The sequence below is a fragment of the Methanocorpusculum petauri genome, from assembly GCF_026891975.1.
Taxonomy (GTDB): domain Archaea; phylum Halobacteriota; class Methanomicrobia; order Methanomicrobiales; family Methanocorpusculaceae; genus Methanocorpusculum; species Methanocorpusculum petauri.
Window position 1 is genome coordinate 1 of the sequence record NZ_JAPTGB010000011.1, and the last position, 13047, is coordinate 13047.

Below are 13047 nucleotides of genomic sequence, written 5' to 3' on the forward strand. Positions count from 1 at the left end.
AACCAACTCTGATACACACACAACTGAAAAAACTCAGCTGTGTCTCACATACAGACCATCGGGCTGTGAGATAACAACATAGGACAAGGAGCTATTTATATCCACCGCATTCAAAATCCAACTCAGAAAAACTGCGTCACAAGACTACCCAATGCAACAATCGCAAGACCAACAATGCACAAAACAATCAGTGCAACCGCAACAATCTTCAGAAAATTATGCTGTTTCCTCACTCTTCGTTGAACAACCATCGGAAATCACCACCCATAGATCACCAAAGAACTCATCCTGCTCCAGATCAACAAGACCATCCAGCATCAGAAACAAGCACGGAATATACACCTGATACAGCGGCCAGTGCAAAGCAGAAACAAGTTCATACAGCGAAACACCCGGATCCCGCGCATCAGGATGCTCGCACACAATTGCATAAATCTGCTGCGCCATCGCATCGTACGCCTCATCATGCGCAATACCCACCACATCCTCTGCATCCGGCTCCGGAAACACCTCATCCTCAGCGCTCACAAACCTCCGCCGCCGCTGACGGCGGCGTTCCGCCTTCTCCGCCAGCTTCAGCTGTGTAATCAGCTCATACAGCGTAACCGGTCTCTTGCGCGCATCCTTGCGCTTAATCCGGCGATCAATCTCGCGTTCCAGCATCTCAATCGGACCAAGGGCACGAGCAGTAACCACATCCTCCGCAAACGGATCCGCATCCCCTGCAAACGGATCCTCATCCGAAAACTCCCCCTCATCTCCATCCTCCTGCGGCACATCCAGATACTCCGACTTCATTCGCAGAAGCACCGACGAATAAAACAGCGTTCTCCCCGAAACACGAAGATCCAGTTCACGGCGCCGCTCTAGCTCCGCAAGGAACCGGTCTGTCACCTCAACAATATCAATATTCCACGGATCAATCTCTCCGCGCTCCGCCATCTGCACCAGAATCTCAACCGGTTCCTCAGACATTCGTCTTCACGCCCGTGACAAGAGTACTCTTATCCGGCCGGATAGTCACCCCCATAATTCTATCCGCAGCCTCAATCATCGGCTTACGAAGCGACACAATCACAAACTGACTCGAAGAACACAACTCCCGCACCATCTGCGAAATACGCTCCACATTCGCCCCGTCCAGCGACATATCAACCTCATCAAACGCATAGAATGGAGCCGGCATATACCGTTGAATCGCAAAAATAAACGACAATGTCGTCAGAGACTTTTCACCGCCCGACATCATATTCAGTCGATGCACCTCCTTATCGCGCGGCCGCACCTCAAACGTCATACCACCAAGGAACGGATCCTCCGAATTATCCAGCACAAGATGACCTGACCCCATCGTCAGCCGTGCAAAAATATCCTGGAAATTCGTGTTAATCGCGGTGTACGCCTCCATAAACGCATCAAACTTCATCTGCGCAAAACTCTCGATCCGCTCAAGCAGCGCCTCGCGCTCGCGGGAAAGCACATCCTTGCGAGCCGTCCGCTCCTCAGACTTCGCAACCGCCTCATCGTACTGCTCAATCGCCAACATATTCACCGCACCGAGTTTCCGGATTGCGCGCTCCGTCGTCGCAATACCCTCCTCAATCTCATCCACCGACAGAGTACACTCAACCTCGTTCGTCACACTGCCGCGAATTTCCTCAATTTCCGCCGCAACCGCAGACGCCTTCTCATCCAAAGCCGCAATCTGCACACGGCATCGCTCAATTTCCGACGACAGAGACAACAGCCGTGCCTGCGACTCATCCACTCGCGCCTGCATCGCTGCGCGTTCATTACGCAGAATCTCAAGCTCACCCGTAAACGACTTCTGCCGCTCCTCAAGAGCGGCAATCGCCGCAGTCGCATCAGCAATCTGCTGGTTACACACCGCAATCTCCTCATCCAGTCTCGCATTTTTCGCCGCAAGAGCATCCTTATCAGCAGTCCGTTCCTCCAGACGCTTCTTGAAATACTGACGCTCGCGATTCACATCTGCGAGATCCGCTTCCTTCGTATCAAGACGGCGCTTAATATCATCAGCATCACGGCGGGCCTTCTGCAGTTTTTCCGTCAGAAGCGTGAACTCCGACTCATCCAGAACACTCCGGATCTCCGCAATCCGCGAGTTCATCCCCGAAATAATATCCGTCAGTTCGTCCTGTCGAACTTCAAGCTCCGCAACCTTTGCCGAAACCTCCTGTGCATCATGCTCCATGCCGGACAGTGACTCAGTAATCGACATCTCCTCATCAGCAATCGCATCAAGACGCCGGTTACACTCCGCAATCGTCAGCTCAAGTTTCGTAATCACAGCATCAACCCCGCTCTTCTCAGCGCGCAGGCTATCCGCAACCGCCTTGTTCCGTGACTCGGCCGCAACCAGATCGCTCTCCTCACTCTTCAATTCCGAAAGCTTCGCCGTAATCTGTGCCGACTCCTTATCAACCGCCGCACCAAACCCGCGAATATCTTTCCGGATAGAACCGCCCGTCATCGCACCAGCTTTCTCCAGCAGTTCGCCGTCCAGCGTCACCATCCGGAACCGTCCCATCAGCCGCCTGCCCGCCTCCAGCGTTTCAACCACTACCGTCTGACCAAACACCAGACTAAACGCATTACGATACTCCTCATCAAACTCCACCAGATTCAGCGCGTAATCGATCACACCGTTCCCCGCAACCGGCGGTAACGGCGCCGCAGGCTTAATTTTATTCAGCGGCAAAAACGTTACCCGTCCAAGCCGCTCCTCCTTCAGATATCGGATAGCATCCGACGCAGTCTGATCCGTATCAACAACCACATTCTGCAAACGGCCACCAGCCGCAATATTCAGTGCCGTCGTATACTCCGATGGCACCTTCCCGAGACGCGCAACCGTACCGAACACCCCGTCCATCTCAAGAACCGCAGAGATCGCACGATTCGACTCGGCAGACACCTGCTGCTGTGCCTCAAGCCGCATCATTCTCTGGGTCAGTCGGCCGATCTCTTCACGGATCGGTTCAAGAGACCGGCGGCACGACATCATCGATCGATCAGCCTCACCGATCTGTTTATCGAACACCAACTTCTCCTTCTCCTTCTCGGAAAGTTCCTTTTCCAGAGTATCAATCTCCGCCTGTTTCTCGGCGCGTTCCTCCACCAACTGACTCTGCTGACGCTTCATCCGTTCGGATTCCTGCGCACGGATACGGCTGCGCTCAATAATACCGTCCCGCTCGGAAAGAATAGATGACCGCTCCGCTTTCTTCCCTTCAATCTGCCCCATAAGAGCAATGAGTTCCGTCTGAGCACCTTCAGAGTCCTTGCTCTTCTTGTCCATCAGCTCCTGAACCTGATCAAGCACCTTTTTCTGCGACTCATACTCCATCGCAAGATTCGCCCGATCAATCTGAAGCTGACGGAAATCCTTGTTTTTATCCGCAATAGAGTTCTCAAACTTCTTCATATCAATGAAGATATCATTCATCGAACTCAGATTGCCTTCCTTCTCCTTCTTCAGACGGCCGATTGTCTGCTCGGCCACGCGGATATTGCCGCGCTCCGCCTCAAGATCCGCCAAGAGCTTGATGTACTCTGGTCCGCTCTTCTCCGAAATCTGCCGGTCAATATCCTTGACCTCCTCTGCCCTGCACTCGCGCTCATGTGTCTCAAGGGCAATCGAATCATTGATGCGGGAAAGTTCGGTCTCCTGATCAGCCTTTGCAAGAGCAATCGTGGAGAGTTCGCGTTCAAACTCCCGCAGCTGGGCAACCTGTCGGGCTGCACGGAAATAATCAAGCTCTCCCTGCAGTTTCTGATATTTGACCGCCCCCTCACGAGCATCCTTCAGTTCCTCAATCCGAACCGCAAGGTCTGCCAGGAGCAATTCCTCGCGCTCAATTCTCGCCCGCACCTGTTCAAGTTCGGTCAGTGCCTGTTCCTTCTTCGAGTCGAACTCAGCAACACCGGCAATCTCATCGATCATCTTCCGGCGGTCAAGATCGCTCATCTCCATAATGCGGGTCACATCACCCTGCATCACCACATTATATCCATGAGGTTTGATACCGTATTTGGAAAGATAAGCAAGCACATCCGTCTGGGTACAGAGGCGTTCATTCAGATAATAATAGCTGTAGTAGCCGCTCGCCGTCCGCTTGATTCTCCGACGTATTTTTGTCTCATCAGAAAATGTCAGGGTGACTTCTGCAGTGTGTTTACCAGAGATGTTATTGATAAGATCCGTCAGTTTTTCTGCACGGAGAGAGCGTGCGCTTGAAAGGGACAAGACAAAGAGTATGGAATCGATAATATTGCTTTTCCCCGAACCATTTGGACCGGAAATTACCGTAAATCCCTCATAAAAAGGGATTTTTGTCTTTCGGGAAAAAGACTTGAAATTATCGATATCAACCTGAACAATATGCACGGGTTCTCCCGGGGTTAGCGGCGTTTCTTGGAGTCGTCCATTACAGTGTCGTCTTCAGCAGCTTCAATAACCGCATCGGAATCGGCGCGGATCGCCATGGATCGGGAAGTGTGACCGGGGTTATATCCGGTTCCGGCAATGATAACACTGTGATCCGTCGTCTTCTTGCGCTTCTGAATCGTACCGTCAGGCTGCATCACGTACTCAAACTCGCCGGCCTTCAGCTGCTCAACAGGAACCTCCGGTTCAGGTACGGGGACCGGTTCTGGTGCAGGAGATGAAATTGCATGGCGTGAAGTCCCTGCGCGCACAGGAGTTGCCGGATGTGCCGTGCGTTGGGGAACAGCACGCGGAGTCGGAGCGCGGACAGGTTCATCCTCAACATCTGCCACAGGACGACGGCCGGGAACTGCACGAACCGGTACCGAGCGCGAGGGAACCGCCTGCACAGGGCGGCCAGTTTCGGAAACGGATTCAGGTTTTTTCTGACCAAATCTGGATTCTGCGTGAACTCTTGACTGACCACCACGCATCTCCTCAAACTGCATCGCAAGCTTGCGGGTCACGGACTTGAGATCAAGCATCTCCTCAGTGAGACCTTTCACCATCGCCTCAAGTTCGCGAACCTTTCTCTCAAGAGCATCGGTATTTTCGGATTTTGCAGGAGTTGCTACGGAATCTGCACCTGCTTCATGCTTAATATTCATTTCACGCTCCTGCTCAGCAAGTTCGTGTTCTAAAAATTTCATTCTGGTATCCATGAGCGCATTTTTCCTTGTAAATTAATTAATAGGTTTTTCTGTGCCTATTCTATAAGAGATTTGCGGCCCCGACATGGAGATACCACGAAAAGATTTCGTTGAATTCTCCAGGAATACTTTTCAGAAAATAACCAGCCGAACCGTATCAGCGTTCCACAGAACAGATCTACGTCTGCACCTGCAGCTAACATCCCGTGAAAAAAACGAGTGAAAAGAAATTATGTTGTTCCCCAGGAGACAAGGGCTTTGGCAAGCTCTGCATGGGTTTTTGCATACTCCTCAGCAGAGACACCGGAAAGGAACGCATCAACCGCCTGGCGCATAGCCATGGCTCCCGCACGGGTACCGTCCGGATGACCGTGAATACCACCACCTGCCTGAAGAATGATCTCCGTACCGAGAGTGGCAAGCTCTGCATGGACCTTGCCCGGATGCAGACCGCCGGACGCAACCGGGAATACCGGGGCAATCGGTCCCCAAGATTCGGTGAGAATCGTATTGTCACCGAGAATCTCCGCAGCGCTACCGCCCATCTTTCCGGATACTGTGCCCGTGTGAAGTTGATCTCCTCCGCAGAGACGAACAAGTTTGGCAATCGGCCGCATAGCAATACCGTGATGCAGATTTCGGGTAAGAGCACCATGCATCGTGCGATGAACATGAATCGGAACAGTGATTGCAGGATCAGCAGCAAGTGCCTGAACCGCGGAAAATCCTGCGGTCAGGACATCAACCATCAGCATGTTTGCCCCGGCTTTCACGGCTTTTTCGCCGATCTCAACAATCTTATCTCCTCCATTGGTGATGTTTAACGCGTAGAGGACCTTATGCCCGGTTTCCTGTTCGACTTTATCAAGTACATCCATAACCGCACAAAGCCGGTCCATCAGCGGACAAAACTGCTGGTTGGTCAGCGTCTCATCGTCCTTGATCAGATCCACACCGCCAACAGCCGCCTCATAAGCAACCGCCGCGGTGTCCTTCGGATTCAGACCGACCTTCGGTTTAATAATAGTACCTACATGCGGACGGCGGGACGTCTCGGTTCCCACAATCTTTCTGACGCCCTCAACACCGAACTTCGGACCGGTGTGAACCGCCCGGAATGCATCGGGAAGATCAATATCCAAAAGCCTGACAGCCTCAAGCTTGCCAAGACCAAACAGGTTTCCGGCAATAACGGAAAGATACTGCGGGATATTACCTGGTTCAAAGATCTCGTAGGGATAGCGGATTCTCGTAATATATCCGCCGTCGCCCATGGAAGCAATATCCATAACCTCTCCATCATAGGCGTGAACGTAGGCAGTGTGGTCGTTAACGGTAGAAAGATGAGTCCAGGTACCGGTGGTCTGCTCCTCCGAGATTGCCTGCGCGGCAAAATCAGCAGTGACACCATCCTTGGGCCGGAAATAGTAAATTGCAATTAAATCATCCATGAATATTGACTCCTTGTTATCTGAACTCAGAACCGGTAAGTGTCCCGAGGAACTGGTTCTGCAGCTCATCGAATCCCCAGCCGAGATATTCCCGCATAATCGTATAGGCAAGATGCGGAGGGAGAGCTCCCGCTTCGGTAATGATCATGTCGATGTACTCGGCAGGAGTCACATCAAAGACCGGATTTTTAACGCGGACGAACGGGAGAGTTGCTGCAATTTCATCGGGCAGCACCTCACTCTGTGCCCGCTCTTCGATCCGGATCAGTTCGCCGAGGATAGTCCGCGGAGCGAACTTATACGTCTCGGCAGTAACAATAACATTCTTGCGCGCCTCATTAGCACAGAGAGCAATTTGTGAGGTACCGATTTTATTGACAACCGCACCGTTCACGGTGATTGCATCAGCACCGACAATGACGAGGTCAACCTCTTTCATCATACTGCGAACCGCAGAGTCAACAATGTAGGTCGTAGGAATCTCATTGTCGTTTAAGGTTTTGATGGTCAGTCTTCCCTGGTTCCATGGCCTGACCTCGGTTGCATACACCTCAATGTCCTTTCCCTGACGTTTTGCCTCAAGGATGCAGCCAAGAGCTGCTTTGGAGTTGCAATGGGTCATGATAACACTGCCGTCCGGGATGTGATTTGCACCCATGGCCGCAATACGGTCAATGGCAGTACGGGACGACCAGATAAACGAGTCCGCCTTTTCACGAAGGATCCGGCGTGCGGCATCCTCTGTTCTGGCAAGACGGACGTCACGCATCACCATCTGGATAGCGTTCGGGAGGGAGACCGCGGTTGGGCGGGTTGCGAGAAGAATGCCGGCCGCATGTTCCATTTCTCGGATAAACAGAGAAGCGTCACCGGTATGCGGAAGTGTTTCGGCGTGATCGCGAAGGGCAGATACTGCTTCACGTGCGATTTTTCCAGCGCCGCGGATCTGCATGGTTTGGATCTGCTCAGCTGTCTGGAGAAGAGTCATATGTAAAAAATGGGGGTGCTACATTATATATGTGCGGGTACCGGAAACAGGGTTGTAACGTATGAAACGTCCCAGGCATTCCGACGAAAGAATATATGAGTATTCACAGCGGATGTAGCAGTAGAGTATGACAGTTGCAGCGGTTTTTGACAGTGCAGGAACACTCCTCAGAACCTATCGGAGTGTTCTGAACGTCGAAGAGCACAGGATGGCAGATGCAAGCATCGAAACAACAACGCTGACCTTCCAGGACCCGGACAGGATACTGGTTCTCCTCAATCTGCACTCCCGCGACATCATGGACAAAAATCCCGAGGGTCTTCTTTCCACATATCTGACGGAGGCAGGGGTTCGTTTCGGTATAAGCTGCGGACGGCGGGTAATCGTATCCGATGTTGTCAGGGATATTTTGTACGAAGATAGTACCGCAAAAATCTCGGACATGCAGGCAGTAATTCGGGACTGCTGGATGAAGGTCTCTCAGAGAAGCGACAACTTCGCGCTCAATGCAGGTGCAATCATCAATCTGCGGACGAAAAAGATTGAGTTCACCATCACAGCCGCCGGATATCCATTTCCAGGGGTACGGGAGATGATTACCATGCTGCATGGTTTGGGCGTCGCCGTGTTCATCGCATCCGGAGACAGAACGGAAAAACTTGCACTAATCGCCGATCAGATCGGCATCCCGCGAAACCGTGTGCACGGCATTGCAACGCCGGTCACCAAAGCGCAGATTGTCCAAAACCTGAAGACCGAGTACGATGTCGTGGTCATGACCGGTGACGGCATCAACGACCTCTCCGCAATGAAGGCCGCAGACGTTGCCATCCTCACCGTGCAGCAGGAAGGAGCGCGGCCTGAAATTCTGTTTGAGACAGCGGACTATGTCATAGAAAATATTTGTCAGGCTGCACGGATTATCCGGGAAATGATACTGAATTCAGAAACAGGATAGGCGTTACCGATCCATCACCCCGTCGCCTGTAATCACAAAATCCCAATAATCCCCTTCCGGCCGGGAGCGGTGCTTTGCCACCACCGCACGCCGGAACCCTTCCCGCTTTTCCACCCGGATAATCGCCTTGGAGATATGTGCAAGCGCTGTTCCCCCAAGCCCGCTCAGCCGGTGGCGGTCCACATCCATAAACACCTGATTCGTAATCACTGCCGGAACATCAAACCGTTTTGCAAGCGCAAGCAGTACCATCATCTGATGAGACAGCATGGACAGTGCTTCTCTGGTTTCCATCTGTTCCAGACGATACAGAGCAGTCGCCGAATCAACCACGATCAGCTGCACCTTTCCCGCACGCAAAAGTGCCTCGCATTCGGCAATCATGCTTCCCTGTTCCGCAAACGTCAACGGCTCTTCAATATAGATACGTTTTGCAAAATCTTCGGTGTTTTCTCCTGCAATCTGCGAAAAGCGCTCCACTGAAAATCCTTCGGAATCAATATACACCACCCCGCCACCGGCCCGCAGTACCGCAACCGCAGCAACAAGGCAGAGAGTACTCTTTCCCGATCCAGCCTCACCCACAAACTGCGTAATCATCCGCGGCTCAAGCCCTCCGCCCAGCAGTCGATCGAATCCCGGAACTGTCGTGGAAACTTTCCCGGCTACTCCTTCTTCCATGCCTCCTCCTCAACAACCCGCTTCATATCCCGGACAGAAACCCCTGCCGCATTCGCCGCATCCCGCACCTGATCAAACTCTGCCTTGCGCAAATAGGGTTTTCCATCCATAAACGCCGCTTTCACGTCAACCGTGAACGTATTCCCGTTTACCACCACCGTCTCGGACGAGATGCGGCGGTCAGCCACAAACCGATGAACCATCGGCATGCACCGGACGCCAAGACTGCCCGTTTCCCGGGCGAGCAGACGTGCCAGCCGTTCGGAGTCCTCCGGCATTGCAATCACCCGGACAATATAGCCGGGCCGTCCCTTCTTCATCACAACCGGTACCAGACACGCATCTCTGGCACCCGCATCCATCAGGGTAGATATCGTATCTGAGAGCAGTTCTCCTGACACATCATCTACATTTGTTTCCAGTACATCAACCGCAGGGGCAAAAAACCGAGTTGCCGCATCAATCACTATCGCCCGCAGTACATTCGGATGATCAGCCGGATCACGGGTCCCAGCCCCGCATCCGGTCGAAACAATCTTACCGGTATGCTCACTCGTTCCAAACGATGCCGAAAACTCCGCAAGAAGTGCAGCCCCCGTCGGCGTGCACAGCTCGCCGGCGAACTCGCCTACCGATACCTGCAAATCCGAATTCCGTAAAATCTCTGCGGTTGCAGGAGCCGGAACCGGCATTGTTCCGTGAGCACAGACCGTTGTCCCAAACCCGACCGACAGCGGCAGAATATGCACCGCGTCCACCCCAAGTGTCACAAGTGCCGTACATGTGCCGAGCACATCCGCAATCGCATCATCAGCGCCTACCTCATGGAAATGCACATGATGTGTCCTGTGCACCTTCTCCTCAGCAGCTGCAATCCGGGAAAAGACCCGTTCGGCCAGATCAATTGCAGCTTCTGGAGCGTCTGCAGCGCGGACAATCTCCAGCACCTCGGCAAGCGTCCGGTGCGCAGGTCCTGCATGTGTCCTGACGTACCACGCAGGTATCCCGCACCGTACCACCTGCGAAACCGACAGTTCCGGCGCTGTCGACCGCATTGCACTGAGAACCGTGTCGCGGTCCGCACCTGCGGCAAGAAGCGCGCCGCACATCATATCGCCCGCAGCACCAAACCCGGGATCAATCACCAACAGACGCATAGAATAACCTTGAATAATACTCTTGCGTTCACGGGATAAATTTCTCCCCATTAGACGGACAAAAACCCTGCATCCTCCAGAATATTATTAATCAATTCCAGAGCATTGTACTACTCAATCATGCCGGAAATATCACTCAAAGTCGACAGTGCCTATCCTGAAGATCAGGGATCAGGAAAAGCACGGCTTGACCCGGACACTATGCAGCAGCTCGGCATCGTCCCCGGCCAGCTCATCATCATCGAGGGCAAAACAAAAACCATCGCCAAAGTCTGGCGCGCCATGACCGCCGACTGGAAACAGGGAAAAATACGCATCGACAAGTTCACGCGGATAAACGCGGGCGTCAACCCGGGAGACCGCGTTGTTGTCCGGCCGGTTGAGGAACAGATTGAAGCTGAATGCGTTTACCTCATTCCACCGGTACACATGCCCCAGAACTTTGATGCCGAACCAGAAGAGATCACCGAGTCCCTGATCAACTTCCCGGTAACGGCAGGAGACATTCTGCCGATCATAACCCGCCTCCCAAATACCTATCTTGAGTTCAAAATAGCAGCAATCGAACCGGAAGGCGCGTGTATCATCTCCCGCAACACCGATATTGAGATCTCCGAAGAAGGAGAACAGGAAGGATTTGAAGGGGCAAAACAGATCAGCTACGAGGACATCGGCGGTCTCAAAGGAGAACTCCGCCGCGTTCGCGAAATGATTGAACTGCCAATCCGCCACCCGGAATTGTTTGAAACAATGGGCATCGATCCGCCAAAGGGAGTGCTGCTCTACGGACCGCCAGGAACAGGAAAGACCCTGATCGCAAAGGCAGTGGCAAACGAAAGCGGTGCACATTTCATCTCAATCGCAGGTCCCGAGATCATCTCCAAGTACTACGGAGAGTCCGAACAGCGGCTTCGCGAGGTTTTTGAAGAAGCCGAGGCAAACGCTCCGGCAATCATCTTCATAGATGAGCTTGACTCGATTGCCCCGCGCCGCGAGGATGTCTCGGGTGAAGTGGAGCGTCGTGTAGTTGCCCAGCTTCTGACCATGATGGACGGCATCGCCGATCGCGGACAGGTTGTCGTCGTAGGCGCAACGAACCGGCCCGACGCAATCGATCCCGCACTCCGCCGGCCCGGCAGATTCGACCGGGAGATAGAGATTGGGGTGCCCTCCGAGGCCGACAGGCAGGAAATTCTGCAGATTCACACACGCGGCATGCCGTTCGAAGGTGCTGCAGAGGTCAAAGAGCTGAAACTTCGCGGAACAGAGAAAAAAATCGAGGCAGCAGAGGCGGAGTACAACCACAACCGGGAGAAACTTCTTGCACGACTCGCCATTCTATCCCGGGGATTCGTCGGTGCGGATCTGGCATCCCTCGCCCGTGAGGCTGCCATCCGTGCGCTTCGCCGTCAGATGAGCGTGATCGATCTTGATACCGACCGCATCCCGGACAGTGTGCTCAGGACTCTTGAGGTAACGGCAAAGGACTTTGCCGAGGCGTCCCGTGAGATTATGCCCTCTGCCATGCGGGAGATCTCCATTGAATCGGTTGAAACCCGGTGGGCCGATGTCGGCGGATGCGGGACAGCACTAAACGAAGTCCGAGAGGCGGTTGAGTATCCTTTCACCCGCAAAGAGTCGTTTGCACAGCTTGGTATCCGCCCCCCGAAGGGTATCCTGCTCTACGGACCGCCAGGAACAGGAAAGACCCTGATTGCAAAGGCAGTGGCGAATGAAAGCGGTGCGAACTTCATCGCAGTCAAAGGCCCGCAACTGCTCTCCAAATGGGTCGGGGAATCGGAACGGGCTGTCCGGGAAATATTCCGGAAAGCCCGGCAGGTTGCGCCTGCAATCATCTTCTTTGATGAGATCGATTCCCTTACGCCGGCCCGAAGCGCAGGCGGTGACGGAAATCAGGTTGTAGAAAACGTTTTAAATCAGATACTGACAGAAATGGACGGCATTGAACCGCTGAACGATGTGGTGATTCTCGCCGCATCCAACCGACCGGACATCATTGATCCAGCGCTTCTCCGTTCCGGCCGATTCGACCGCCTCGTCTATATCCCTGAGCCGACAGCAGCAGACCGCCGTGCAATCCTTGCGGTACACATGCGGAATATGCCGCTTGAGAACTCCTCCCTTGATGAGGCGGCAGAAGCACTCGCAGGATGCAGTGAGGAGGGGGTGCGTACCCTTGTGGAAAAATACGCAGGAAAGACCGTGACACTCCGGCAGATCAAAACCGCGGCCAAAAAGATCGAAACTGAAGAAGATGGACCCTCCGTATCACAGCTTCGCTGCATTCTCGCAGATGCGTTTGCCGCACAGAACGTAACGTTTGAGGATCCTGTTCGGGCAGCGTTCATCGAAAAGATCGCCGGAGCAACAGACGGGTTTGTCGGTTCTGATCTTGAAAGCCTCTGTCGCGAAGCGGCAATGGAGGCGCTTCGCCGGAATGGTCCAGCAGTCACTGACGCAGACTTTACCGCGGCAAAACTCCGGATACATCCGACCATGAACGATCGTGTCCGTGAGTATTATGAGGGAATCCGTCTCCGGTTCAAAGGCGGGCTGCCCAAACAGGTTCAGAGTCTGGTGGAATATCAATAAAATAATTCCCTCTTTTTTTCACGGATTCTTCCGGGAGGT

At 53.4% G+C, this 13047-nt stretch carries 9 protein-coding genes; 2 read left to right on the forward strand and 7 right to left on the reverse strand.

From position 1 onward, the window contains the following. Positions 1–216: 216 nt before the first annotated feature. The 5 genes from O0S10_RS05850 to O0S10_RS05870 all read right to left on the reverse strand — a co-directional run bounded on the left by O0S10_RS05850 (position 217) and on the right by O0S10_RS05870 (position 7599). Positions 217–975 (reverse strand): segregation/condensation protein A, encoded by a 759-nt coding sequence (locus O0S10_RS05850; protein WP_268924958.1) that lies wholly within the window; start codon positions 973–975, stop codon positions 217–219. Then, a complete protein-coding gene (gene smc / locus O0S10_RS05855) occupies positions 968–4411 on the reverse strand; it encodes a chromosome segregation protein SMC (protein WP_268924959.1) in 3444 nt (1147 codons plus the stop codon). Before smc ends, O0S10_RS05850 begins: the two co-directional genes overlap by 8 nt. A gap of 14 nt (positions 4412–4425) precedes the next feature. Beyond that, positions 4426–5172, reverse strand: a complete 747-nt coding sequence (locus O0S10_RS05860; RefSeq protein ID WP_268924960.1) for a DUF7518 family protein — start codon at positions 5170–5172, stop codon at positions 4426–4428. A 218-nt stretch (positions 5173–5390) separates the two neighbouring features. Next, positions 5391–6611, reverse strand: a complete 1221-nt coding sequence (locus O0S10_RS05865) for a RuBisCO large subunit C-terminal-like domain-containing protein (RefSeq protein WP_268924961.1) — start codon at positions 6609–6611, stop codon at positions 5391–5393. Positions 6612–6627: 16 nt separating this feature from the next. After that, a complete protein-coding gene (locus O0S10_RS05870; protein ID WP_268924963.1) occupies positions 6628–7599 on the reverse strand; it encodes a ribose 1,5-bisphosphate isomerase in 972 nt (323 codons plus the stop codon). A gap of 127 nt (positions 7600–7726) precedes the next feature. On the opposite strand from O0S10_RS05870, the gene O0S10_RS05875 reads away from it, so the two are divergent. Then, positions 7727–8557: an HAD-IC family P-type ATPase gene (locus tag O0S10_RS05875; protein WP_268924964.1), complete on the forward strand. Its 831-nt coding sequence runs from the start codon at positions 7727–7729 to the stop codon at positions 8555–8557. Positions 8558–8560: 3 nt separating this feature from the next. On the opposite strand, the gene radB is transcribed toward O0S10_RS05875, so the two are convergent. Continuing rightward, positions 8561–9238: a DNA repair and recombination protein RadB gene (gene radB, locus O0S10_RS05880; protein ID WP_268924965.1), complete on the reverse strand. Its 678-nt coding sequence runs from the start codon at positions 9236–9238 to the stop codon at positions 8561–8563. After that, entirely contained in the window at positions 9223–10395 is a 1173-nt protein-coding gene (gene larC / locus O0S10_RS05885) for a nickel pincer cofactor biosynthesis protein LarC (protein ID WP_268924966.1), read from the reverse strand. Before larC ends, radB begins: the two co-directional genes overlap by 16 nt. Before the next feature lie 120 nt (positions 10396–10515). Between larC and O0S10_RS05890 the strand changes: the two genes are divergently transcribed. Continuing rightward, on the forward strand, positions 10516–13008 hold the full coding sequence (locus O0S10_RS05890; protein WP_268924967.1) for a CDC48 family AAA ATPase: 2493 nt from the start codon (positions 10516–10518) through the stop codon (positions 13006–13008). Positions 13009–13047 lie beyond the last annotated feature (39 nt).

Excerpts from the sequence above, each read along its gene's own strand:
- O0S10_RS05850 (WP_268924958.1), bottom strand. The coding sequence starts at position 975 with ATGTCTGAGGAACCGGTTGAGATTCTGGTGCAGATGGCGGAGCGCGGA.
- O0S10_RS05860 (WP_268924960.1), bottom strand. The coding sequence starts at position 5,172 with ATGGATACCAGAATGAAATTTTTAGAACACGAACTTGCTGAGCAGGAG.
- O0S10_RS05865 (WP_268924961.1), bottom strand. The coding sequence starts at position 6,611 with ATGGATGATTTAATTGCAATTTACTATTTCCGGCCCAAGGATGGTGTC.
- O0S10_RS05870 (WP_268924963.1), bottom strand. The coding sequence starts at position 7,599 with ATGACTCTTCTCCAGACAGCTGAGCAGATCCAAACCATGCAGATCCGC.
- O0S10_RS05875 (WP_268924964.1), top strand. The coding sequence starts at position 7,727 with ATGACAGTTGCAGCGGTTTTTGACAGTGCAGGAACACTCCTCAGAACC.
- radB (WP_268924965.1), bottom strand. The coding sequence starts at position 9,238 with ATGGAAGAAGGAGTAGCCGGGAAAGTTTCCACGACAGTTCCGGGATTC.
- larC (WP_268924966.1), bottom strand. The coding sequence starts at position 10,395 with ATGCGTCTGTTGGTGATTGATCCCGGGTTTGGTGCTGCGGGCGATATG.
- O0S10_RS05890 (WP_268924967.1), top strand. The coding sequence starts at position 10,516 with ATGCCGGAAATATCACTCAAAGTCGACAGTGCCTATCCTGAAGATCAG.